Genomic DNA, 21,477 nt, shown 5'->3' with positions numbered 1-21,477 from the left:
GATGGGGCTGCCCGGCCCGTGTCAGCATCGACCGGAGCGTCCAACCGGGAGCCTTCCATGCCTGTCTTGCCACTATCGACTTATCTGCGCCTCGCGCGCGCCAGCGCCGTCTACGACGTTATCCAGATCCTGCCCTTCTCCACGCCGTGGACCTTCGCCCTGCTGCTCGACCGCCTGTCGGCGCTGAACGTGTGGCTGGGCGGCGCGCCGCTGCCGCCGTTCGCGCCGCTGCAGCTGTTGTTATCCACGCTTCTCGGCACCCTGGTGCTGCTGTGGTGCGCCGTGCGCCTGAAGGAACCCAGCCTGCGCCTGGGCCGCTTCGACGGCCTCGGACGGCTGCTGTTCGCGTTCTGGATAGGCTGGGCGATGCTGAAGGCGGACCTGCCGGTGCTGTGGCTGTTCCTGGTCCCCGAGCTGCTGTGGGGCGTGGCGCAGTGGTGGCCGGTCGCTCAGGCGAGCGGCAGCAGCACGCCGCGCGCCGCCTTCACCAGCGCCGCGCCCATGCGCTCCAGCCGCGGCGGCTGAATGCGCCAGGCGTGCCAGTACAGCGGCACGTCGTGGTGCAAGGCCGGCGCCAGGTCGACCAGTTCTCCCGTATCCAGCAGGGCGCCGCACTGCTCCAGCGGCAGCATGCCGTAGCCCATGCCGTGCCGGATCGCCTGGAAGAAGGGATCGCTGGCCGGCACGTAGTGGAAGGGATAGGCGCCGTCCGGCAGGCCGAAGTGGGTGAGCAAAAAGGACGACTGCATCGCGTCCTTGCGGTCGAACACCATCAGCGGCGCGCGCTGGGCCGTGGCGCGCGTCATCCCTTCCGGGAACCAGCGCCGGGCAAAGGCAGGCGAGGCCACCATCCGGTAGCGCATCGCGCCGAGCGGGTTGGCGCTGCAGCCGCGCATCGGTTCGGTCTCGCCCGAGATGCAGGCCACCGCATGGCCCCCCTCCAGCAGCGCGAAGGTATGGCCCTGGTTGTCGAGGACGAATTCGACCAGCAGGCCTTCCGCATCCAGGATCGGCGCCAGCACCGGCAGCAGCCAGGTGGCGAGGGTGTCGTTGTTGACCGCCAGCGTGACCCGCGCCGGGCCGGGGTCGTCCTTCATCCCGGCCAGGAATTCCGATTCGAGCAGGGTCGAGCGGCGCAGGTATTGCAGCAGCCGCGTGCCGGGCGCGGTCGGACGGCAGGGACGGCTGCGCACCAGCAGCGGCGTGCCCAGCTCCTGCTCGAGCGCCGCGATGCGCTGCGAGATCGCCGACGGCGTCACCTTGAGCTGGGCCGCGGCGCCTTCCAGGCTGCCGCAATCGACGGCGGCCAGGAAGGCGGCGCTGCGACGGGGATCGATCTTCATGGATTAGATTTTTTTAAGTAGCTTGAATAATCATGAATATAATTGAATCAGACCCGCCGGGCTGGGATAGTGGCGCCTTTACAAAAGGAGGCGGCCATGTTCTCACATCAGGTTTTTCTACAGGGGCTGGGCCTGGGCGCCGGCCTCATCATGGGCATCGGCGCCCAGAATGCCCATGTGCTGCGCACGGCGGTGCGCGGACGGCATGTGTTGCCGACGGTGCTCACCTGCATCGTGGTCGACGTGATCCTGATCGCCGCCGGCACTGCCGGCCTGGGCGCCCTGATCGAGGCGTCGCCCCTCTTGACGTCGGTGGCGCGTTATGGCGGCGCCGCCTTCCTGCTCTGGTATGGCCTGCGCTGCTGGAAGAGCAGCCTGCGCGGCGGCGCCTCGCTGGCCGCCGATCCGGCGGCGCAGACCCAGACCCTCGGCGCGGCGCTGGCGACCGTGCTGGCGCTGTCGCTGCTCAACCCGCACGTCTATCTCGACACCGTGGTGCTGCTGGGCGCCGTCGGCAGCAGCCTGGCGCTTGAAGAGCGCGGCTCGTTTGCCCTGGGCGCCATCACGGCCTCGATCCTGTGGTTCACGGCGATCGGTGTCGGTGCGCAGCGCTTCGCCCCGGTGCTGGCGCGCCCTGGGGTGTGGCGCGTGTTCGAGGCGCTTACCGGCGCCATGATGCTGGTGCTGGCGGCGTTGCTGCTGACAGACAGCTGAGCAAAAAAATGGATGGGTAAGATGTTGTCCGGTGTAAAGTTGCTATTTACCCATCCATTGCCCGGAGGCTGCTTGAACCGCTTGACCCTGAACGTCCTATCCCTGTGCCTGGCCGCCGCCGGCTGGTCTTCCGCCCATGCCGCGGATGTCGTCATCAGCGCCGACCGCCTGCTCGACGTCAAGAGCGGCCGCATGATCCAGAACCCCGAGATCCTGGTGCGCGACGGGAAGGTCGTCAGCCTCAAGCCGGATGCCGCGACGCCGCCAGCCGCCGACGCGACCCGCATCGCCCTGCCCGGCATGACCCTGCTGCCCGGCCTGATCGACATGCACGTCCACCTCGATTCGGATCCGACCTATGGCGGCTACACCGGCCTCGAATACAACGACCGCTTCTGGTCGGCGCTGGCCGTGGCCCACGCGGGCAAGACGCTGGACGCCGGCTTCACGACGGTGCGCAACCTGGGCGCCTCGGACTGGAACGACGTCGGCCTGGGCCAGGCCATCGCCGCCGGCAAGGTGCGCGGTCCGCGCATCGTGCCCGCCGCCTGGTCGTTCGGCGCCACCGGCGGCCATTGCGACAGCACCTACTTCCCGCCGTCGATGGAGGAAAAGAACAAGTACAACGCCGACAGCCCGGACGAGGCGCGCAAGTCGGTGCGCGAGCTGCGCAAGTACGGCGCCCAGGTGATCAAGATCTGCGCCACCGGCGGCGTCTTCTCGCGCAATACCGAGCCGGGCCAGCAGCAGATGAACCTGGCCGAGATGCGCGCCGCGGTGGAGGAAGCGCACCAGTGGGGCCTGCAGGTGGCGGCCCACGCCCACGGCGCGGCCGGCATCAAGGACGCGATCCGCGCCGGCGTCAACACGATCGAGCATGCGAGCCTGATCGACGACGAGGGCATCGCCTTGGCGAAAAAGCATGGCGCCTGGCTGTCGATGGACATCTACAACGGCACCTATACCGCGCTTGAAGGCAAGAAGAACGGCGTGCTGGAAGATAATCTGCGCAAGGACCGCGAAGTGACCGAGTTGCAGCGCCAGAACTTCAAAAAGGCGCATGCGGCCGGGGTCAAGATGGTGTTCGGCACCGACGCCGGCGTGCACCCGCACGGCGGCAACGCCAAGCAGTTCGCCGTGATGGTCCAGTACGGGATGACGCCGCTGCAGGCGATCCAGGCGGCCACCGTGAACGCGGCCGAGGCGCTGGCGCGCAAGGACATCGGCGTCGTCGAGCCGGGCCGCTATGCCGACATGGTGGCGGTGAAGGGCGATCCGCTCGTGGACGTCACCCTGCTGGAAGCGCCGGCGGCCGTGATCCAGGGCGGCGCCGTCGTCAAGGGCGGCGCGCTCTAAACGTCGCCCAGCCGCTCCAGCAATGGAGCGCAGCGCTCCTTCAGGAGCGCATGCAACAGCTTCACCGCGGGCGAGAACTGCTTGCGGTGCGGGCACACCAGGTTCAATGGGGTGGCTTCGCCGGGCATGTCCGGCAAGACCACCTCGAGCCTTCCCGCCGTCACGTCCTCGCAGACGTCGAGCCAGGATTTATAGGCGATGCCTTCGCCGGCGACGGCCCAGCGCCGCACCACGTCGGCGTCGTCGCTCACCAGCGATCCCTTGACCTGCGCCACCTGGTCTCCTTCGGGCAGCGGAAAGCACCAGCGGTCATAGATGCGCCCGCGCAGGCGGTAGGCCAGGCAGCTGTGTGAGGCCAGGTCGGCCAGCGCCCGCGGACGGCCGTGTCGTTCCAGGTAAGCGGGAGACGCGATCAGCACCCGCCGGTTCTCTGGCGCCACCGGCAGCGCGATGAAGCTCGCGTCATCGATCTGGCCGTAGCGCAGCGCGATGTCGACCGGGTCGCGGAACACGTCCGCCACCTGGTCCGACACCAGCAGCTGGATGTCCAGGCCCGGGTGGGCGCGCCGGAACTCGGCGATCCACGGCAGCAGCACGTTGCGGCCGAAATCGGACGGCGCCGCCACCTGCAAGGTGCCGGACAGGGACGCATTCTCGCCGCGCATGCCGTCATGGCCGTCACGCAACGCCTGCAGCGCATCCTGGGCAAAGGGCAGGTAGCGCTTGCCCTCGTCGGTCAGGCGCAGGCTGCGCGTCGAGCGCGCGAACAGGCGGACGTCGAGTTCGCGTTCCAGCCTCTGGATCGCCGCGCTGGCCTGGCCGGGCAGCAGGTTCACCTCGCGCGCGGCCTGCGAAAAGCTGCCCAGGGCGGCGGCGCGCACGAACAGCGACAGGTCGTCCAGGCGGATCATTTTCTCTTCCACAGTGAAAGTGAAACTCTGCCATGGCACTGTTTCGCCGGTTGATGCATCCCTAAAATGGTCTTCACTGCCCTGCTCACTTTATGCCTGGAGAAGAAAATGAAAGCGATAGTCTATACCCAACACGGCCTGCCCATCGACGACCCGCAGGCCCTGCTCGACACCGAACTGCCGATGCCGCTGGCCGGCCCGCACGACCTGCTGGTCGAAGTGCGCGCCGTCTCGGTCAACCCGGTCGACACCAAGATCCGCCTGGGCGTCGCGGTGAACGAGCCGCGCGTGCTGGGCTGGGACGCCAGCGGCATCGTGCGCGCCGTGGGCGCCAACGTGACCCTGTTCGCGCCGGGCGACGAAGTGTTCTATGCCGGCTCGATCGTCCGCCCCGGCTCCAACAGCCAGTTCCAGGCGGTCGACGAGCGCATCGTCGGCAGGAAGCCCGCCAATCTGGGCTTCGCCGAAGCGGCCGCCCTGCCCCTGACCTCGATCACGGCCTGGGAGTTGCTGTTCGACCGCCTGCGCGTGCCGGAAGGCGGCGGTGAAGGCAAGTCGCTCCTGATCGTCGGCGCCGGCGGCGGCGTCGGTTCGATCCTGACCCAGCTCGCGCGCCGGCTCACCAAACTCACCGTGATCGGCAGCGCCTCGCGCGACGCCACCCGCGAATGGGTGACCAGGCTGGGCGCCCACCACACGGTCGACCACACCCGCCCGATGCAGCCGCAACTGGAAGAGCTGGGCTTCGCCAACGTCGACATCGTGATCAGCCTGACCCACACCGACCGCCATTATCAAGACATCATCGACGCGCTGGCGCCGCAGGGCCAGCTGGCGCTGATCGACGATCCGGCCACGCTCGACGCGGTGCCGCTCAAGCGCAAGTCGATCTCGCTGCACTGGGAGCTGATGTTCACCCGCTCGATGTTCGAGACGGCCGACATGGTGCGCCAGCACGAGCTGCTGAACCGGGTGGCCGCGATGATCGAGGACGGCGCCCTGACCACCACCCTGGGCGAGCACTTCGGCACGATCAACGCCGCCAACCTGCGCCGCGCCCACGCCCTCATCGAGAGCAACCGCGCGATCGGAAAAATCGTCCTTGAAGACTTTTAAGCTGCAGATCGCTTAAGATCGTCGGATTCATTATCAGAAGGAACACCATGAATATCCTGTCGGCCGCACAAAAACGCCATACCGCCAAAGCCTACGATGCAGAGCGCCGCATCCCCGAAGAAGTGATGCAGCAAGTGTACGACCTGCTGCGCAGCAGCCCGTCGTCGGTCAATTCGCAGCCGTGGCACTTCGTCGTCGCCAACACGCCGGAAGGCCGCGCGCGCATCGCCAAGGCGGCGCAGGGCGGCTACAGCTACAACGCAGCCAAGATCAACGACGCTTCGCACGTGATCGTGCTGTGCTCGCGCATCGACATGGACGAGGCGCACCTGGAAGCGCTGCTGGACCAGGAACAACGCGATGGCCGCTTCCGCGATGACGCCGCGCGCGCCGGCCAGGACGCGGGACGCCGCGGCTATGTGCGCCAGCACCGCTTCGGCGGCAAGGACGTGGCGCAGTGGCTCGAAAAGCAGGTCTACCTGGCGCTGGGCACGGCGCTCCTCGGCGCGGCCACGCTCGAGATCGACGCGACTCCGATGGAAGGCTTCGACCAGAAGATCCTGGACGAGGAGTTCGGCCTGAACGCGAAAGGCCTGACCAGCCTGGTGCTGGTGAGCTTCGGCTATTCGTCGGAAAGCGATTTCAATGCCGGCCTGCCGAAATCGCGCCTGACGCAGGAAGCGACCTTCACCTTCATCTGATCGGCTGCGGGTTAGTTCGCGACGGCGTGCAGCGATGCACGCCGTTGTTGTTTGTGCGTCTCCCTCGAATCCGGTTATTCGCATGATGGCTGAAATCGAGGGATATACGGCCAAACCGACATGTTACTTCTCCGTAGACTGTTCACATCAACAGCGAAACACCAACCAGGGAGAAGACCATGCAAATGAATGACAACACCATCCTGATCACCGGCGGCGCCTCGGGCATCGGTCGCGGCCTGGCGGAAGCCTTTCACAAGCTGGGCAATACCGTGATCATCGCGGGCCGCCGCAAGGCGCTGCTGGACGAGGTGGTCAAAGCCAATCCGGGCATGCATGCGGTGGCGCTGGACATCGCCAACGCCGCCAGCATCAAGCGCGTCGCGGCCCAGGTGACGCAGGATTTCCCGAATCTGAACGTATTGATCAACAACGCCGGCATCATGCCCTTCGACGATGCGGCCGGCGAGATCGACGAAGACACGATGCTGTCGACGGTCACCACCAACCTGCTCGGCCCGATCCGCATGAGTTCCGCGCTGCTGGGCCACCTGAAGCAGCAGCCGCGCGCCACCATCGTCAACAACACCTCGGTGCTGGCCTACGTGCCGCTGGCCTCGACCGCCGTGTATTCGGCCACCAAGGCGGCGCTGCACTCGTACACGCTGTCGCAGCGCTTCATGCTGCGCGACACCTCGGTGACCTTGCAGGAAATCGCTCCGCCCTGGGTGAACACGGATCTGATCCACAAGGGCGACGATCCGCGCGCCATGCCGCTGGAGGATTTCATTGCCCAGACCATGGCGGGTCTTGCGACCGACAAGGAAGAAGTGGTGGTGGAGTCGGCCCAGCCGATGCGCGACAACGCGGGGCCGGGCGAGCACAAGCTGGTCAATGAGTTCAATGCCTATCTGGCGGCGAACCCGATTCCGACGCACTAGACGGCACGCAGTTCGCATTCTCCAGGACGATCTCTTTGTAGATGTCGAGCGGCGGCAGCCCCAGGGCGGCGCGCCGCGCTTCCACTTTCTCGCGGTCGTCCATCGTGTTGAAGTCGAACTCGCAGGGCCGCTCGGCCGGCGCCATCAACTGCGTCCCATACAGCTGCGGCCGTTTTTCGGCTACCGCGACCCGGTCCGCGAGGTAGGCGAAGCTGCGGCGCACCGGTTCGCCGCGCTGCGCGGCCATCTTTTCGAGCAGCGACAGGGTGTACTTCTGGAACGCCACGTCGTGGTCGGCATGCTGGACCAGCAGCCAGGCGTTGCCCTGGGCCTTCTCGCCATGCTTGTCCTTGTCCGGAAAACCGCATTGCTCGAACGCGGCTTTCATCCACGCTGTGTTGGCACGGTCGACGATGCCCATTTGCTGCATCAGCTTCTTCTGGTCTGGATCATCCATCCGGCTGAAGTCGAGTCGTGCGCGCAGGGCCTGGTCGGCGCTGACCCGTGTGGCGAGTTGTTGCGGATAGTCGTCGCAGGCGGCGTGGGCTGGCAGGGCGGTCAGGATGGCGGAAATCGCGATCCCCAGGAGGGGCGACAAACGGTGCATCGGCGTTGGGGCGAAGTGGACGAATGGCCGAGTGTACGCGGCGCCGGCGCACTGGTCCATTCGTCCTGCATGAGCCGCCGTCTCAGGAAGGCCGGGCTAGCTGCTTTTCCATGAACACCGACTTGAGGTCGACCCCGCAGCGGTGCGGATACAGCTCTTCGCGCAGCGACACGAAGCCGGCGCGCTCGTAGAACGGCGCCGCATTGAGCGAGGCCGAGACGAACAGGCGGGCCAGTCCGCGTTCGCGCGCCATCGATTCGAGCTGCCGCAGCAATTGCAGGGCGATGCCGCGGCCCTGGTGGCTCGGCTCGACGAAGGCGGCATTGAGCTCGCCGGTCTCCAGGTTCAGCACGGCGTAGCCCACGATCTGTCCTTCTTCCTCGGCCACGACGGCGCCGCCGGTCTGGATCAGCAAGGGCAACGAGGCGGGAGCCGGGGCGGCGCACCAGATGTCGATCACCGCGGCCGGGTAATGGCCGGAGCAACCGGCGCGCACCGCCCGGGTGCGCAATTCCCATAATGTCGACAGGTCGGCCTGGGTGGCAGGGCGGCGCGATGGCATGCTGTCTCCTTGAATAATGGCAATATATTCATACTACACCGGCGGCCTGGGTCGCCGTCTCCTGCAGAGCAGCCGTGCGCCCATGGTCTGGCGCCGGCGTTATGCTGGGATGCTGCATTCGTCATGGATTTCTTCTTCTGGAGCAAGCCAATGAAACTGCTTTTGAAGCGCACACTCGTGCTGGCCGCCCTGCTGTCCGCCGCGGCCACCGCTTCCGCCCACCACGGCTGGAGCGAATACGATGCCAAGCAACCCCAACAGCTGACCGGCACCATCGAAGAATCCGGTTACCAGCAGCCGCACGGCTTCGTGCGCCTCAAGACAGCCGACAAGACCTGGCTCGTGGTGCTGGCGCCGCCGGGACGGATGGAAAACCGCGGCCTGGCAAAGGACATGCTGGCCGTCGGCAACAAGGTCACCGTCTACGGCTATCCCAATCGCAGCAAGGCCGATGAGTTGCGCGCCGAGCGCATCACCGTCGGCGACAAGGTCACGGAGCTGCGCTGAGCGTCGCGCCGGACTTTGTCCAGGAGGCGGCCGCCTGGGCCGCCGCGACGCCGCTGGCGCAGGCCCTGCGCGACGATCCGTGGTTGTATCCGATCGTCGAGATCGTCCACATCGTCGGCTTCACCGTGCTGGTGGGGGCGGCGGCGATGTTCGACCTGCGCCTGCTCGGCTTCGGCCGCGCCGTGCCGGTGCAGGCGCTGGCGCGCCACCTGCTGCCGTGGTCCTGGTTCGGGCTGCTGCTGATCGTGCCGAGCGGCTTGCTGATGTTCTCGACCCAGCCCGAGCTGCTGGCTAACGGGGTGTTCCTGCTCAAGCTGGCGCTGATCGTGGCGGCCGGCGTCAATGCTCTCGTCTTTCATGCCGGCCCCTGGCGCGGGGCCGCCAGCTGGCCGGCCGGCGCGCCGGCCTGGGCCAGGCTGCATGCGGCGCTGTCGCTGCTGCTCTGGATCGCCGTGATCGCCTGCGGGCGCCTGCTGGCGTATGTCTGAAGCGCAGGCGAGGGCGAACCGATGGCGATCGTGCTACAGTCTGTTGCCGCTTTTTCAGTCAACCATGATGCTCAAACAGTTTTCCACCTTCGCCGTCGCCTGCGCCATCGCCTGCATGAGCGCGGGCGCCGCCCAGGCCGCGCCGCCGGTCTACGGTTTCATTGTCAAGAATACCTACCCCCACGATCCCCAGGCTTTCACGCAAGGCTTGTTCTACCGTGACGGCCACCTGTACGAAAGCACCGGCCAGTATGGCCGCTCGACGATCCGCAAGGTGGAGCTCAAGACCGGCAAGGTGGTGCAGAAGGCCGATTTGCCGAAGGAAGTGTTTGGCGAAGGGTCGACCGCGGTGGGCAACCACCTGGTCGGCCTGACCTGGACTTCGCAGGTCGGCTATGTGTTCGACCTCAAGACCTTCAAGCTCAAGCAGAGCTTCAAGTACGAGGGAGAAGGCTGGGGCCTGGCCAGCGATGCCAGGCAGCTATACATGAGCGACGGCAGTTCCTTCATCCGCATCCTCGATCCGAAGACGATGAAGGAGCTGCGCCGGGTGCAGGTCACGAGCGAGGGCCGCCCGGTCGAGCGCCTGAACGAACTCGAAATGGTCGACGGCGAGCTGTACTCGAACATCTGGGGCAGCGAACTCATCGCCCGCATCGACCCCGACAGCGGCAAGGTGCTCGGGGTGATCGATCTCACCGGCCTGCTGCCGCCCGACCAGCGCGGCACGAAGGAGGTCGATGCCGTCCTCAACGGCATCGCCTGGGATGGCAAGGGCAAGCGCCTGTTCGTCACCGGCAAGCTGTGGCCCAAGCTGTTCGAGATCGAGCTGGTGCCGAAGCTTCGAAAGTAAGCTGCGCTGCTGATCTAGGAGCGGTCGGTGACGTCGATCACGACCTTGCCGAAGTGCGCGCCGGACGCCATGTGGCGATACGCCTCCTGGGCCTGGCCGAACGGGAACACGCGATCGATCACCGGCTTGACGCCGCTCACGTCCACGAAGCGCATCACGTCTTCCAGCATGGCGCGGCTGCCGACATAGATGCCCACCAGGCGCTTGGCGCTGGCCAGCAGCGAGGCCGGATTGACTTCACCGCCGAAACCGCTGACGCCGCCGATGACGGCGACGGTCCCGCCCATCGCGGCGCTCGACACCGATTTGTTCACCGTCCCCTTGCCGCCCACTTCCAGCACCACCTGGGCGCCGACGCCGTGGGTGAGGTGCAGCACCTCGTCGTGCCACTCGGGAATCGCCTGGTAATTGATCGTGTGGTGGGCGCCCAGCGCGCGCGCCCGCGCCAGCTTGTCGTCGCTGGACGAGGTGACGATGGCGCGCAGGCCCGCCGCGCGCGCCAGTTGCAGGCCGAGGATCGAGACGCCGCCGGTGCCCAGCAGCAGCACGGTATCGCCCGGCTTGACATGATTGCTGGAGACGAAGATCGCGTTCCAGGCGGTGACCGCGGCGCACGGCATGGTCGATGCCTCGATGAAGGACAGGCCGGCCGGGATGATGGCCAGCGCGTCCTCGTGCAGGATGACTTCTTCGGCCAGCATGCCGTCGATGTCGCCGCCCAGGCCGTGACGCACCTTGTCAGGCGTCGGCCCGCCTTCCAGCCAGTGCGGGAAGAAGGAGCCGGCCACGCGGTCACCGACCTGCACCCGGGTCACGCCGGGACCGACCGCCAGCACTTCGCCGGCGCCGTCCGAGCACGGGATGATGGGGTCCTCGACCGAGACCAGGTAGTTGCCGCCGGCGACCATCAGGTCGCGGTAGTTGAGCGAGACGGCGTGCACGCGGATGCGCACCTCGCCCAGGCCGAGGTCGCGCTCCGGGTAGTCGATGCACTGGAGGCCGTCGATGTTCGCGCCGTGAAGAATCTGGTAAGCCCGCATGCGTAAATCTCCTTCTGGTTGATCGGTACGCGGGCCATTGTACGCGGCTGGCCGAGGGCGGGACGCTCGCCAGTCGCGCGTCTGTCGAGTGTCGGGTTTATGATAAATTAGGATTCTTGGTTGCAACCCGCAAGAGGTAGAACATGGAAGAACAAGCAGCTTGGAAATTGCTTAAAACAGTACTCGGAGTCGCTGCCTTCATCGCCTTTGGCGTGGGCGTCTGGGGCGGGTGGACGGTGGCGAAAACGTATTTCGATACGAAGGATGCAGCCCACTCCCGTTACACCGGCTTGGCCACCATCAGCCAGAAAATCACGATGAACGCCGCGAACGCCGGCACGCCCAGCGTCACCCAGATCCTGAAATAACGCCAGTACAGCGCCGGTAACGGCGTATCGAGCCGCGCCGCCTCCGCCGCCATGTCGCGCATGCGGATCTGCAGCCACACCACCGGCAGCCAGCAGGCGCCGGCGATCACGTACAGGATGATCGACCACATGATCCATTTGCTGTGCAGCGGATAGCCGGCCAGGTGGATCATGTAGAAGCCCGTCAGCGGCTGCAGGATGGCGGTGGTGGCCGTGAACAGCCAGTCGGCGATGACGACGTATTTCGCCACCACCGCGATCGCCCGCACGTCGCGGCTGACGTTCGCGAACAGCATGTACCAGGCCGATCCGATGCCGGTGCCGAACAGCAGCGTCGACGAGACGATATGCAGCCATTTCAGCACCACGTAATCCATTATTTTTCCTCGAGTTGATACAGCAGCCAGATCGCCGCCAGCATCGGCAGGTTCTTGGTCAGCGGCCCGTAGGGATGCAGCAGGAATTCAGGCAGCTTGAACGCTATCACGATCGTATAAAACCCGATCAGGCCCAATTGTGCGAGCCATAGCCAGCGCCGCCGCGCCAGGAACAGGATGCCAAGCCCCAGCAGCAGGTCGAAGCTGGCGGCGCCATACAGCATCAATGGCTGCAGGTCGGGAGGAATGCCGGTGCGCGCCAGCAGCTCGTAGCTGGCCTCGACCGGATACAGGCCGAAGGAGACGATCGCGGTCAGGATCCACACCGCCGCGATGCTGTAGCGGAGCATCGGCAGCAGCCAGCCGAGCTTGGCGCGCGCGCGTTCGCCGTCCGGGTCGCCGATGAATTCATCCGGTGAGCGCGGCAGATGGCCGAGCAGCATCGCCGTCTGCATGACGTCGCCCGTGTTGTCGCGGTCCAGCATGCTCAGCGCATCGCGGCTGATGAGCGAACCCGGCAGGACGGCGGCCGCCAGCCGCGCCACCGGTCCCGGCAGGGGCAGCACACGCTGGCGCCCCATGCCCATCGATGAGCGCAGCAGGCCGAGATAGTCGGTGAACGGCATCGCCTGCGGCCCCACCAGCGGCACCCGCATCGAGGTGCCCGCTCCCGGCGCCATCGGCAGGCGGTGCTTGAGCAGGCCGACGATGGCCAGCGCCAGGTCGTCGACGTGGATCGGTTGCACCAGCTGCGGCTTGCTGCCGAAGCGCAGCGTGAACGGCATGCTGGCCAGGGTGCGGAAGGTGCGCGCGCTGGCGCCGTCGCGGCCATACACGAGCGAGGGCTGGACGATGTAGGAGCGCAGCGGCAGCGAGGCCAGGTAGTCGTCGGCATCGCGCTTGGACAGGTGGTAGGGCGTCGTCGCATCGCGGTCGGCGCCCAGCGCCGACAGTTGAATCACCATCTGCACGTCGTGCGATTCGGCGCAGGCGGCGAACAGCGCGCGCGGCGTGTCGCGGTGCAGGCGGGCGAAATCCTGGCGTCCGCTTTCGCGGAAAATGCCGACCGTGTTGATCACGACGTCGATATGCGACAGGCGCGCCAGCCAGGTGGATTTATCGGTATCTTTGGAAAAATCGGCGTGGATAGTGCTCAAGCGCGGGTCAGCGCTTTTCGGAAGCTTCGCTTCAGGTGCTCTCACCGCGCACACGACGTGGTGGCCTTCGGTGAGCAACGCCTGCAGCAAATGTTGCCCGATGAAACCGCTCGCCCCCGTCAGCAAAATCCGCATCCGTGCTTCCCTTCACATCAAGTAAAAGAGGATTGTATGGAAAATACGGCATTACAGCGCGCACTCATCTCCGGGGCGACTTCGAGCATCCTGTCGACGGTGGCGATGTCCGTGGTCGGCAAGATGCAGACCGGCAGCGCCTATGCACCGACCAATGCCGTCAGCCACTATGTGCATGGCCATAAAGCAGGCTACCGCGACCGCTTCTCGCTGCGCTACACGGTTCCCGGCTACCTGATCCACCATGCCAGCGCGACCTTCTGGTCGTTCGTGTTCGAACGCGCGCTCGGGGGTGTGATGGACGGCAAGAACCCGATGGCCATTGCCGCCGCCTCGGCGGCGACCTCCGCGTTCGCGGCCTTCACCGACTACAAGCTGACGCCGCGGCCGCTGCAGCCGGGCTATGAAAAGCGCCTGTCGCGCAATGCGCTGGGCGTGGTGTATGCGGGGTTTGCGATCGGACTGGCGATCGGCGCCATCATGTCGCGCAAGAACGAACCGCCGAAATGAATGGTGAGCGGCGCGGGCTGGATGCCCGCGCCGGTGAACGGGATCAGTGCGCGGCCGCCTTCTTGCCGCGCATGCGCTGCACCAGCGTCACCACGCCCAGCACCACGGCGCCCACCAGCACGCCGACCAGGGCATCGACCAGGATCGGCGCCAGGAAGGCCAGCACCCCACCGACCGTCGGCACATCGGCTACCGCGGCGGCCGCTCCCTGCGAAAAGTGGTGCAGCGCCGGCACCCCATGCGAGATGATGCCGCCGCCGACCAGGAACATGGCGGCGGTGCCGACCACCGCCAGGATCTTCATCAGGCGTGGCGCGGCTGCCAGCAAACCCTTGCCCAAGCTACGGGCGGCGCCGCTCTGGCTCTTGCTCAGGTGCAGGCCGGCGTCATCCATCTTGACGATGGCGGCCACCAGGCCATAGACGCCGACCGTCATCACCACTGCGATGACGGTCAGCACCAGGGCCTGCTGTCCGAGCGCCACGCCGGCCACGGTGCCGAGCGAGATCACGATGATCTCGGCCGACAGGATGAAGTCGGTGCGCACCGCGCCCTTGATCTTGTCTTTCTCGAGCTGGACGATGTCGATCGCCTGGTTGGCCACGGCCGCCTCGTGCTGCGCCTTGTGCCGGGCCTCGTCCTGCGCGCTGTGCAGGTATTTGTGCGCCAGTTTCTCGAAGCCCTCGAAGCACAGGAAGGCGCCGCCGATCATCAGCAGCGGCGTGATCAGCCAGGGCAGGAAGACCGAGATCGCCAGGGCGGCCGGCACCAGGATCGCCTTGTTGACCATCGATCCCTTGGCCACCGCCCAGACCACCGGCAGCTCGCGATCGGCTTTCACGCCCGAGACTTGCTGCGCATTGAGCGCCAGGTCGTCGCCCAGCACGCCCGCGGTTTTCTTGGCCGCAATCTTGCTCATCGCGGCGACGTCGTCGAGGATGGTGGCGATATCGTCCAGGAGTGCAAGTAAGCCGACTCCAGCCATAGTTCTGCTCCTTCATGTCAAGTTGCTACGATATTAACCGAGCCGCCAAATGCTCGCTACACGGTTCGCGGCGCCGTTCGGCGCGGCTTTTTGCATTTCATGCCTGGAAATCTGCATCTCGTCGCTTTTGCCGGGCGACTGCCGGTCTGCATACGTATAGTGCAACGCTGAAGGTTGCGGCACTGCAGCCTCGTCCCCCCAAACGAAGGAGATCATCCAATGCATACCGATTCGATCCAGCCTGCCGCTTCCACTTCCGCTCCGGTCCGCCGTGCCCGTCCGCCGAAGCGCAAGACCCGCATCACGATCTATCTCGACGACGAGGTGCTGAAGGAATTCCGCAACTTGTCCGAGCGTTGCGGCACCGGTTACCAGACCCTGATCAACGCCGCGCTGCGCAACCGTTTGAGCGGTCCGGTCATCGAATCTGGCGTCGCATAAGGCTTCCTTTCAAATTTCCCTCGGGGAGCGGCATTACACATAGCAATATTTATGCTAATCTTCCCGCTCTTTTAACCCCGGAGGGATTTATGAAAAAAGGCGAACTGATCGCAGAATTCGCGAAGCGCACCGAGATGTCGGGCGCTGCCGCTGGCGACGCCGTGAACACCATCATCGAGATCATCACCGAGCGCCTGAAAAAGGGCGACACGGTGGGCATCACCGGCTTCGGCACCTTCTCGGTGACCAAGCGCGCCGCACGCAAGGGCCGTAACCCTGCCACCGGCGAAGTGATCAAGATCGCGGCGTCGAAGAGCCCGCGTTTCTCGGCTGGCGCGACCCTGAAGGCAGCGGTCAACCCGACCAAGAAGAAGTAATCAGTACCCGGCCTCGCGTCGCGGCCCGTTCGCGGGTCGCGCGCGCTGGCTGAATGTGTCGTTTCTTGCCTCCCCGGCAGTCGTCTTCCCCCTCCTTCCGCAGCACCATTCATTTTTCACCACCATGAGCTTCGCCACCTGGATCGCCTTCGTCATCGCCGGTTCGCTGATCGCCATTTCGCCCGGTTCCGGCGCGGTCCTGTCGATGTCGCATGGCCTGGCCTACGGCCTCAAGAAGGCCAGCGCGACCGTCCTCGGCCTGCAGCTGGGCCTGGTCCTGGTGCTGGTCATCGCCGGCGCCGGCGTCGGTTCGCTGCTGCTGGCATCCTCGGTCGCCTTCACGGCGGTCAAGGTGATCGGCGCGCTGTACCTGATCTATCTCGGCATCAGCCAGTGGCGCGCCGCCCCGGCGCCCGGCCCGACGGCGTCGACCGCCGGCCTGGAAGCGCATCCGTCCTTCGGCAAGCGCGTGCTGACCGGCTTTCTCACCAATACCACGAACCCGAAGGGCATCATCTTCATGGTCGCCGTGCTGCCGCAATTCATCGCCAAGGATGCGCCGCTGCTCACCCAGCTGGCGATCCTGGGCGTGACCATGGTGGCGATCGATTCGATCGTGATGCACGGCTACGCCGCCCTGGCCGCCTCGATGCAGCGCTTCATGCGCGATCCACGCCACATGCGCCTGCAGAACCGCGTGTTCGGCGCGGTGCTGGTGCTGATCGGCTCGATGCTGTTCTTCGTCAAGCGCCAGCCGGCCTGACAATGTGCATGGCGCCGGCTACTATTTCCGCTAAGCCGGCAGATGCAACTTTGTGTAACCCGCGTTGTCCGCGTGGGAGCTCGAGCGTTGTAATGAGGCTGAACCACCCCGTCCGCGTTCCATCCTGGAGCATATCATGACCCATCGCCTCGTCCATACCGCCGCCCTGCTCGCCCTGGCTGCGATTTCCACCTGCGCGTCCGCGCAGACCGTGCTGCAGACCGATCCGCCAGGGCAGGTCGAAGCGACCGGCAACGGCGTCATGGAAACCGAGCCGCCGGGCCGGGTGGGCCGCGTTTCCCTGGTCCAGGGCCAGGTCGAGATCGGCGGTGACGTCGGCGCCGAGAGCGCCGCCGCCGTGGTCAACTGGCCGGTCACCACGCGCAACCTCGTCACGACTTCGCCCGGCGCCCGCACCGAGATCCGCATCGGCTCCACCTCGATCCGCCTGGACGGCGACAGCTCGCTCGAGTTCACCGAACTGGACGACGACCGCCTGCGCCTGCGCCTGCACTTCGGCAGCGCCAGCATCCGCGTCATGAACAGCGAGGTGGCGCCCGAGTTCGAACTGCGCACGGCCCAGGCGACCGTGCGCCTGACCCAGCCGGGCCGCCTGCGCGTGGACGCCGACCGCGTGCCCGACACCAGCCTGGTGAGCGTGCTCGATGGCGAGGCCCAGGTCGACGGCGCCGGCGCCAGCCTCACCGTGCGCGCCGGCCGCAGCGCCGAGGTACGCGACGAGGACGTGAGCACGCGCCAGGCGCGGCGCGACGAATTCGACGACTGGGCCCTCACGCGCGACCAGGCGCTGGTGGCCGGGCAGTCGTCGCGCCACATCGGCACCGAGATGACCGGCTACGAAGAGCTCGACCGCTACGGCAGCTGGAGCACCCACTCCGACTACGGCAGCCTGTGGACGCCCACCGTGGTGGCATCCGACTGGACGCCCTACCGTGACGGCCAGTGGAGCTATATCGCGCCGTGGGGCTGGACCTGGGTCGACAATGCGCCATGGGGCTATGCGCCCTTCCACTACGGCCGCTGGGTGCAGGTGCGCAACCGTTGGGCCTGGGCCCCGGGCCGTCTCGAGCGGCGGCCGGTATGGTCGCCGGCGCTGGTCGGCTGGGTCGGCGGCGGCAACTGGAGCGTCGGCTTCGCCTCGCACGACCTGCACGCGCATGGCTGGTATCCGCTCAGCCCCTACGACCGCTACGTGCCCGGCTACCGCCTGTCCAGCGAGCGCCTGCGGCGCCTGAACGACTGGCGCCACGCCACCCGCCGCGCGGCCCAGCAGCGGCCGGGACACCAGGGCCTGACCGTGGTGCCGCGCGAGCACTTCGGCGGTCGCGGGCCGGTGGTCGTGCCGCGCGCGCCGCGCCCCGACCGCGCGAACTTCGCGCTGCCGCGCGGACCGGGCAGCGCCCCGCCGCCGCCGCTGGTGGCGCGCGCCGACTGGAACCGTGGGAACAACGAACGGCGCGACCTGCTCGAGCGGCGCGAGGTGCGCCAGCGCCTGGAGACCGGCCAGGTGACGCGCGACGGCTTCGTGCAGGATCGCGGCCGCCTCGAGACGGACCCGATGGCGCGCCAGCGCGAGAGCAACGAGCGCCTGTCGCGCGAACGCTTGCAGCAGCAGGAGCGCGTCGTGCGCCAGCAGGAAGAGCGCGACCGCATGCAGCGCGACCTGGACAACCGCATGCAGGCCGACCGCATGAGTTTCGGGCGCCACGCCGAGCGCGAACGCGAGCAGCGCGAACGCATGCGCGAGCGGGCCGAACGCGGCCAGCAACTGCAGCAGCAGCGCCCGCCGGCCATGGCGCCCACTACGGCGCCGGCGTTTGCTCGCCCCGAACCGCGACCGATGCCGCGGCCCGACGTGCGTCCGCCGCCGCACATGGTTGCCGCGCCGCCGCCACGGCCCGCCCCGCCGCCGCAGATGGTCGCCCCGCCCGCGCCGCGCCCGCAACCGTCCGCGCCGGCCTTCACCCCGCGCGGCGGCGGCGAGCAGCGCGCCCATACGGATGCGCGCGGCCGGCAAATTCAGGAACGCTGAGGAAAACGCCGGCATTGGCTACAATGCGCATTTACACAGGATTAGTCATGGACCCGAAAGAATCCCTCATCGAATACCCGAGCGAATTCCCGATCAAGGTGATGGGCGCGACCCATATCGATTTCGCTCCCACCATCGTCGCGCTGGTGACCCAGCTGGATCCGACTTTCCATGAAGGCAAGCTGGAAACCCGTCCTTCGGCCAAGGGCAACTACACCGGCCTGACCGTCACCGTCACCGCCACCAGCCGCGAGATGCTGGACGAGGTGTACCGCACCCTGTCGACCCACCCGATGGTCAAGATGGTCCTGTAAGGGCGGCTTGCCATCTCGTCAACGGGGCAGGCTGCCTGTTCGGCAGGCACGCCCCATCGTGCTGGCTTATAATGACAGGGCTGTCCATACTATGGCCCGATGCCTCGCCCCCGATTCCATGTCTTCGATCCACCCCGCCGCGCCGCTCGTCCGTGAACTCGGCCGCGCCGACTACGAACCCACCTTCGCCGCCATGCGCGCCTTCACCGACGCGCGCACGCCCGAGACCCGGGACGAACTGTGGATCGTCGAGCACCCGCCCGTGTTCACGCTGGGCCTGGGCGCCGATCCGGGCCACGTGCTGGCGCCGCACGGCGTCCCGGTGGTCCAGACCGACCGCGGCGGCGAGGTCACGTACCACGGCCCCGGCCAGGTCGTGATCTACCTGTTGATGGACTTGCGCCGCAACAAGCCGGGCGGCAAGCTGTATGCGCGCCAGTTCGTGGAAAAAATCGAACAGGCGGTCATCGATGTATTAGGGGCGTATAATCTGGCCGGTGAGCGCATCGCCGGCGCGCCCGGCATCTATATCGCCGAGGGCCCGCGCAAGGGCGCCAAGATCGCCGCGCTCGGCCTCAAGGTGCGCGGCAACGGCTGCACCTATCACGGCGTATCGCTGAACGTGGGCATGGACCTGGCCCCGTTCACCTGGATCAACCCGTGCGGCTATTCGGGACTGGCCACGGTCGACATGCGCACCATGGGCGTCGAGGCGCCGCTGGCCGATGTCCAGCAGGCGCTGGCCAGGGCCCTGACCGGGCATCTCGGCCAGTCGCCCGTGCCAGACACGGTCCCAACCGAACAAACCAACTGACGCCCTTCTGGGGCAACGAGCCAAATGACTTCCGAAATCGACACCGGCATCGCCTCCGCATCCGCCTACAACGCCAGCGAAAAGCAGAAAGGCGCCAGCAAGACGTCGCGCATCCCGATCAAGATCGTGCCGATCGCGGACGTCGAGCGCCTGAAAAAGCCGGACTGGATCCGCGTCAAGGCCGCCACCGCCTCGTCGCGCTTCTACGAAATCAAGGACATCCTGCGCGCCAACAAGCTGGTGACGGTGTGCGAGGAAGCCAGCTGCCCGAACATCGGCGAATGCTTCGGCAAGGGCACCGCGACCTTCATGATCATGGGCGACAAGTGCACCCGCCGCTGCCCGTTCTGCGACGTCGGCCACGGCCGCCCGGATCCGCTGGATGTGAATGAGCCGGGCAACCTGGCCAAGACCATCGCCGACCTGCGCCTGTCCTACGTCGTGATCACCTCGGTCGACCGCGACGACCTGCGCGACGGCGGCGCCGGCCACTTCGTCGAGTGCATCCAGAAGACCCGCGCGCTGTCGCCGAACACCAAGATCGAAGTGCTGGTGCCCGATTTCCGCGGCCGCCTCGAAAAAGCATTGAACATCTTCGCCGACGGCCTGCCGGACGTGATGAACCACAACCTGGAAACCGTGCCGCGCCTGTACAAGGAAGCGCGTCCGGGCGCCGACTACAAGCACTCGCTGGTGCTGCTGCGCGACTTCAAGAAGATGTACCCGAGCGCGGTCACCAAGTCGGGCCTGATGGTCGGCCTGGGCGAGACCGACGAAGAGATCCTGGAAGTCATGCGCGACATGCGCGAGCACGACATCGACATGCTCACCATCGGCCAGTACCTGGCGCCGACCAACTCGCACCTGCCGGTGCGCCGCTACGTGCATCCCGATGTCTTCAAGATGTTCGAAGAAAAAGCCTATGAAATGGGCTTCGTGCACGCGGCCGTGGGCGCAATGGTGCGCTCGTCGTACCACGCCGACCAGCAGGCGCACGAGGCGGGCGTCGCCGCCTAAGCCAGCCCGGCCAGCCCGGCCACTTCGGCTGCCCCGGCAGCCGCCCTGCCCAGCCGGCGACAGCGTGCCGGCGGCGGCAGGCCATGGTTCCTGAAGTGCCGCCGCAGCGATTCGGCCGACCCCAGGCCGGCGAGGTCGGCGACGGCGTCGATGGACAGGCTTGGGCGCGTCTCCAGTATCCTTTCCGCCAGCGCGACCCGCTCGCGCACCAGCCAGGCCAGCGGCGTCACGCCGGTGACGTCCTTGAAGCGGCGCTGGAAGGTGCGCGTGCCCATTCGCGCCCGGGCCGCCATCGACTCCACCGTGTGCCCCGCCCGCACGTTTTCTCTTACCCAATCCATCAGCTGCGCGATCGCGTTGCGCTCGCCCGGCGGCAGCGGGCGCGCCACGAGCTGGGCCTGGTCGCCGTCGCGGTGGGCCGGGATCACCAGGCGCTGCGCCACGCGGCTCGCCAGCTCGGCGCCGAAGTCGCTGCGCACCACGTGCAGCAGCATGTCCAGACCGGCGGCGGAACCGGCCGACGTCACGATGCGGCCGTCCTGCACGTACAGCACGCCCTGCTCCACTTCTACTTGCGGGAAGTCCGCCGCGAGCCGCTCGAGATAGCGCCAGTGGGTGGTCGCCCTGCGGCCGTCCAGCAGGCCGGCATGGGCCAGCACGAAGCTGCCGGAACAGATCGCGCACAGCCGCGCGCCGCGGGCTTGGGCGCGGCGCAGCGCGTCGACCAGGCTTGGCGGCGGCGGCTCCGCCGCGTCGCGCCAGCCGGGAATGACGATCGTGTCGGCGGCGTCGAGCGCCTCCAGGCCGTGCGGCGCGACGACGCTCAAGCCGCCCATCGCGCGCAGCGGGCCGGGGTCTAGGGCGCACACCGCATGCGTGTACCAGGGCACGCCGAGCTCTGGCCGCTCGAGGGCGAACAGCTCCACCGCGCAGCCGAATTCGAAGGTGCACAGGCCGTCGTAGACGAGGATGGCGACATGGTGGGGCATGGCGCGATGTTACCAGTTTCTGTCGTCCCGCCACCTGC

The 21,477-nt window shown here is 66.9% G+C and carries 26 protein-coding genes; 17 read left to right on the top strand and 9 right to left on the bottom strand.

Annotated elements, in window-relative coordinates:
• The first annotated feature begins 57 nt into the window (after positions 1-57).
• A complete protein-coding gene (locus ABIB42_RS15635; protein ID WP_312486068.1) occupies positions 58-525 on the top strand; it encodes a hypothetical protein in 468 nt (155 codons plus the stop codon).
• On the opposite strand, the gene ABIB42_RS15630 is transcribed toward ABIB42_RS15635, so the two are convergent.
• Positions 450-1,343: a LysR family transcriptional regulator ArgP gene (locus tag ABIB42_RS15630; RefSeq protein WP_312486067.1), complete on the bottom strand. Its 894-nt coding sequence runs from the start codon at positions 1,341-1,343 to the stop codon at positions 450-452. The genes ABIB42_RS15635 and ABIB42_RS15630 overlap by 76 nt on opposite strands.
• A 96-nt stretch (positions 1,344-1,439) precedes the next feature.
• On the opposite strand from ABIB42_RS15630, the gene ABIB42_RS15625 reads away from it, so the two are divergent.
• Together ABIB42_RS15625 and ABIB42_RS15620 are read left to right on the top strand one after the other, a co-directional pair.
• Positions 1,440-2,057, top strand: coding sequence for a LysE/ArgO family amino acid transporter (locus ABIB42_RS15625; RefSeq protein ID WP_312486066.1), 618 nt, complete (start codon positions 1,440-1,442; stop codon positions 2,055-2,057).
• A gap of 72 nt (positions 2,058-2,129) precedes the next feature.
• On the top strand, positions 2,130-3,413 hold the full coding sequence (locus ABIB42_RS15620; protein WP_005664222.1) for a metal-dependent hydrolase family protein: 1,284 nt from the start codon (positions 2,130-2,132) through the stop codon (positions 3,411-3,413).
• Here ABIB42_RS15620 and ABIB42_RS15615 read toward each other — a convergent pair.
• On the bottom strand, positions 3,410-4,324 hold the full coding sequence (locus ABIB42_RS15615; protein WP_429248620.1) for a LysR family transcriptional regulator: 915 nt from the start codon (positions 4,322-4,324) through the stop codon (positions 3,410-3,412). The genes ABIB42_RS15620 and ABIB42_RS15615 overlap by 4 nt on opposite strands.
• A 108-nt stretch (positions 4,325-4,432) precedes the next feature.
• On the opposite strand from ABIB42_RS15615, the gene ABIB42_RS15610 reads away from it, so the two are divergent.
• The 3 genes from ABIB42_RS15610 (at position 4,433) to ABIB42_RS15600 (ending at position 7,082) form a co-directional block, all read left to right on the top strand.
• A complete protein-coding gene (locus tag ABIB42_RS15610; RefSeq protein ID WP_429248619.1) occupies positions 4,433-5,440 on the top strand; it encodes a zinc-binding alcohol dehydrogenase family protein in 1,008 nt (335 codons plus the stop codon).
• Positions 5,441-5,487: 47 nt separating this feature from the next.
• Positions 5,488-6,141, top strand: a complete 654-nt coding sequence (gene nfsB, locus ABIB42_RS15605) for an oxygen-insensitive NAD(P)H nitroreductase (RefSeq protein ID WP_071360985.1) — start codon at positions 5,488-5,490, stop codon at positions 6,139-6,141.
• Between the two features lie 179 nt (positions 6,142-6,320).
• Complete coding sequence (locus ABIB42_RS15600) at positions 6,321-7,082, top strand: SDR family oxidoreductase (protein ID WP_005664231.1); 762 nt, start codon at positions 6,321-6,323, stop codon at positions 7,080-7,082.
• Here ABIB42_RS15600 and ABIB42_RS15595 read toward each other — a convergent pair.
• Positions 7,042-7,680 (bottom strand): DUF6624 domain-containing protein, encoded by a 639-nt coding sequence (locus tag ABIB42_RS15595; protein WP_429248618.1) that lies wholly within the window; start codon positions 7,678-7,680, stop codon positions 7,042-7,044. The two genes, ABIB42_RS15600 and ABIB42_RS15595, sit on opposite strands and share 41 nt — an antisense overlap.
• 91 nt (positions 7,681-7,771) lie before the next feature.
• Positions 7,772-8,251, bottom strand: a complete 480-nt coding sequence (locus ABIB42_RS15590) for a GNAT family N-acetyltransferase (protein WP_005664234.1) — start codon at positions 8,249-8,251, stop codon at positions 7,772-7,774.
• A 150-nt stretch (positions 8,252-8,401) separates the two neighbouring features.
• Here ABIB42_RS15590 and ABIB42_RS15585 point away from each other — a divergent pair, with 150 nt between their 5' ends.
• From ABIB42_RS15585 to ABIB42_RS15575, 3 genes are all read left to right on the top strand, one after another.
• On the top strand, positions 8,402-8,758 hold the full coding sequence (locus tag ABIB42_RS15585; RefSeq protein ID WP_005664235.1) for a DUF6152 family protein: 357 nt from the start codon (positions 8,402-8,404) through the stop codon (positions 8,756-8,758).
• A gap of 83 nt (positions 8,759-8,841) precedes the next feature.
• Entirely contained in the window at positions 8,842-9,246 is a 405-nt protein-coding gene (locus ABIB42_RS15580) for a DUF6644 family protein (protein ID WP_005664237.1), read from the top strand.
• A gap of 64 nt (positions 9,247-9,310) precedes the next feature.
• Positions 9,311-10,099, top strand: a complete 789-nt coding sequence (locus tag ABIB42_RS15575) for a glutaminyl-peptide cyclotransferase (RefSeq protein ID WP_219861899.1) — start codon at positions 9,311-9,313, stop codon at positions 10,097-10,099.
• A 14-nt stretch (positions 10,100-10,113) separates the two neighbouring features.
• Here the strand turns inward: ABIB42_RS15575 and ABIB42_RS15570 are convergent, their stop codons facing one another.
• The 3 genes from ABIB42_RS15570 to ABIB42_RS15560 all read right to left on the bottom strand — a co-directional run bounded on the left by ABIB42_RS15570 (position 10,114) and on the right by ABIB42_RS15560 (position 13,176).
• Complete coding sequence (locus ABIB42_RS15570) at positions 10,114-11,139, bottom strand: zinc-dependent alcohol dehydrogenase family protein (protein WP_005664241.1); 1,026 nt, start codon at positions 11,137-11,139, stop codon at positions 10,114-10,116.
• Between the two features lie 280 nt (positions 11,140-11,419).
• Positions 11,420-11,884 (bottom strand): DUF2269 family protein, encoded by a 465-nt coding sequence (locus ABIB42_RS15565; RefSeq protein WP_005664245.1) that lies wholly within the window; start codon positions 11,882-11,884, stop codon positions 11,420-11,422.
• The gene (locus ABIB42_RS15560; protein ID WP_005664246.1) at positions 11,884-13,176 is read right to left on the bottom strand and encodes an SDR family oxidoreductase; all 1,293 of its coding nucleotides are present in this window, start codon (positions 13,174-13,176) and stop codon (positions 11,884-11,886) included. The genes ABIB42_RS15565 and ABIB42_RS15560 overlap by 1 nt, the downstream gene beginning before the upstream one ends.
• Before the next feature lie 36 nt (positions 13,177-13,212).
• Between ABIB42_RS15560 and ABIB42_RS15555 the strand changes: the two genes are divergently transcribed.
• Positions 13,213-13,686: a hypothetical protein gene (locus ABIB42_RS15555; RefSeq protein WP_071360994.1), complete on the top strand. Its 474-nt coding sequence runs from the start codon at positions 13,213-13,215 to the stop codon at positions 13,684-13,686.
• A 43-nt stretch (positions 13,687-13,729) separates the two neighbouring features.
• Here ABIB42_RS15555 and ABIB42_RS15550 read toward each other — a convergent pair whose 3' ends face one another.
• Positions 13,730-14,671, bottom strand: a complete 942-nt coding sequence (locus ABIB42_RS15550; RefSeq protein ID WP_005664250.1) for a DUF808 domain-containing protein — start codon at positions 14,669-14,671, stop codon at positions 13,730-13,732.
• Positions 14,672-14,890: 219 nt separating this feature from the next.
• Between ABIB42_RS15550 and ABIB42_RS15545 the strand changes: the two genes are divergently transcribed.
• The 7 genes from ABIB42_RS15545 to lipA all read left to right on the top strand — a co-directional run bounded on the left by ABIB42_RS15545 (position 14,891) and on the right by lipA (position 20,450).
• A complete protein-coding gene (locus ABIB42_RS15545) occupies positions 14,891-15,112 on the top strand; it encodes a BrnA antitoxin family protein (RefSeq protein WP_005664251.1) in 222 nt (73 codons plus the stop codon).
• 89 nt (positions 15,113-15,201) lie between these two features.
• Entirely contained in the window at positions 15,202-15,489 is a 288-nt protein-coding gene (locus ABIB42_RS15540) for an HU family DNA-binding protein (RefSeq protein ID WP_005664253.1), read from the top strand.
• A 124-nt stretch (positions 15,490-15,613) separates the two neighbouring features.
• Positions 15,614-16,252, top strand: coding sequence for a LysE family transporter (locus ABIB42_RS15535; protein WP_005664254.1), 639 nt, complete (start codon positions 15,614-15,616; stop codon positions 16,250-16,252).
• A 136-nt stretch (positions 16,253-16,388) separates the two neighbouring features.
• Entirely contained in the window at positions 16,389-18,305 is a 1,917-nt protein-coding gene (locus tag ABIB42_RS15530; protein WP_429248617.1) for a DUF6600 domain-containing protein, read from the top strand.
• Between the two features lie 47 nt (positions 18,306-18,352).
• A complete protein-coding gene (locus tag ABIB42_RS15525; protein ID WP_005664257.1) occupies positions 18,353-18,619 on the top strand; it encodes a DUF493 family protein in 267 nt (88 codons plus the stop codon).
• Between the two features lie 118 nt (positions 18,620-18,737).
• The gene (lipB, locus tag ABIB42_RS15520) at positions 18,738-19,433 is read left to right on the top strand and encodes a lipoyl(octanoyl) transferase LipB (protein ID WP_429248616.1); all 696 of its coding nucleotides are present in this window, start codon (positions 18,738-18,740) and stop codon (positions 19,431-19,433) included.
• Between the two features lie 24 nt (positions 19,434-19,457).
• On the top strand, positions 19,458-20,450 hold the full coding sequence (gene lipA, locus ABIB42_RS15515) for a lipoyl synthase (RefSeq protein WP_071360997.1): 993 nt from the start codon (positions 19,458-19,460) through the stop codon (positions 20,448-20,450).
• On the opposite strand, the gene ftrA is transcribed toward lipA, so the two are convergent.
• Positions 20,447-21,439 (bottom strand): transcriptional regulator FtrA, encoded by a 993-nt coding sequence (ftrA, locus tag ABIB42_RS15510; RefSeq protein ID WP_429248615.1) that lies wholly within the window; start codon positions 21,437-21,439, stop codon positions 20,447-20,449. The genes lipA and ftrA overlap by 4 nt on opposite strands.
• Positions 21,440-21,477 lie beyond the last annotated feature (38 nt).

Source organism: Massilia sp. UYP32, assembly GCF_050434365.1.
Taxonomy (GTDB): Bacteria; Pseudomonadota; Gammaproteobacteria; order Burkholderiales; family Burkholderiaceae_D; genus Telluria; species Telluria timonae.
The sequence above is the reverse complement of the archived record's forward strand: the minus strand, read 5'-3'. Positions and strand labels throughout refer to the sequence as shown.

Coding starts and splice junctions, on each gene's coding strand:
- ABIB42_RS15635 (WP_312486068.1), top strand. CDS start 58: ATGCCTGTCTTGCCACTATCGACTTATCTGCGCCTCGCGCGCGCCAGC.
- ABIB42_RS15630 (WP_312486067.1), bottom strand. CDS start 1,343: ATGAAGATCGATCCCCGTCGCAGCGCCGCCTTCCTGGCCGCCGTCGAT.
- ABIB42_RS15625 (WP_312486066.1), top strand. CDS start 1,440: ATGTTCTCACATCAGGTTTTTCTACAGGGGCTGGGCCTGGGCGCCGGC.
- ABIB42_RS15615 (WP_429248620.1), bottom strand. CDS start 4,324: ATGATCCGCCTGGACGACCTGTCGCTGTTCGTGCGCGCCGCCGCCCTG.
- ABIB42_RS15610 (WP_429248619.1), top strand. CDS start 4,433: ATGAAAGCGATAGTCTATACCCAACACGGCCTGCCCATCGACGACCCG.
- nfsB (WP_071360985.1), top strand. CDS start 5,488: ATGAATATCCTGTCGGCCGCACAAAAACGCCATACCGCCAAAGCCTAC.
- ABIB42_RS15600 (WP_005664231.1), top strand. CDS start 6,321: ATGCAAATGAATGACAACACCATCCTGATCACCGGCGGCGCCTCGGGC.
- ABIB42_RS15590 (WP_005664234.1), bottom strand. CDS start 8,251: ATGCCATCGCGCCGCCCTGCCACCCAGGCCGACCTGTCGACATTATGG.
- ABIB42_RS15585 (WP_005664235.1), top strand. CDS start 8,402: ATGAAACTGCTTTTGAAGCGCACACTCGTGCTGGCCGCCCTGCTGTCC.
- ABIB42_RS15575 (WP_219861899.1), top strand. CDS start 9,311: ATGATGCTCAAACAGTTTTCCACCTTCGCCGTCGCCTGCGCCATCGCC.
- ABIB42_RS15570 (WP_005664241.1), bottom strand. CDS start 11,139: ATGCGGGCTTACCAGATTCTTCACGGCGCGAACATCGACGGCCTCCAG.
- ABIB42_RS15565 (WP_005664245.1), bottom strand. CDS start 11,884: ATGGATTACGTGGTGCTGAAATGGCTGCATATCGTCTCGTCGACGCTG.
- ABIB42_RS15560 (WP_005664246.1), bottom strand. CDS start 13,176: ATGCGGATTTTGCTGACGGGGGCGAGCGGTTTCATCGGGCAACATTTG.
- ABIB42_RS15555 (WP_071360994.1), top strand. CDS start 13,213: ATGGAAAATACGGCATTACAGCGCGCACTCATCTCCGGGGCGACTTCG.
- ABIB42_RS15550 (WP_005664250.1), bottom strand. CDS start 14,671: ATGGCTGGAGTCGGCTTACTTGCACTCCTGGACGATATCGCCACCATC.
- ABIB42_RS15545 (WP_005664251.1), top strand. CDS start 14,891: ATGCATACCGATTCGATCCAGCCTGCCGCTTCCACTTCCGCTCCGGTC.
- ABIB42_RS15540 (WP_005664253.1), top strand. CDS start 15,202: ATGAAAAAAGGCGAACTGATCGCAGAATTCGCGAAGCGCACCGAGATG.
- ABIB42_RS15535 (WP_005664254.1), top strand. CDS start 15,614: ATGAGCTTCGCCACCTGGATCGCCTTCGTCATCGCCGGTTCGCTGATC.
- ABIB42_RS15530 (WP_429248617.1), top strand. CDS start 16,389: ATGACCCATCGCCTCGTCCATACCGCCGCCCTGCTCGCCCTGGCTGCG.
- ABIB42_RS15525 (WP_005664257.1), top strand. CDS start 18,353: ATGGACCCGAAAGAATCCCTCATCGAATACCCGAGCGAATTCCCGATC.
- lipB (WP_429248616.1), top strand. CDS start 18,738: ATGTCTTCGATCCACCCCGCCGCGCCGCTCGTCCGTGAACTCGGCCGC.
- lipA (WP_071360997.1), top strand. CDS start 19,458: ATGACTTCCGAAATCGACACCGGCATCGCCTCCGCATCCGCCTACAAC.
- ftrA (WP_429248615.1), bottom strand. CDS start 21,439: ATGCCCCACCATGTCGCCATCCTCGTCTACGACGGCCTGTGCACCTTC.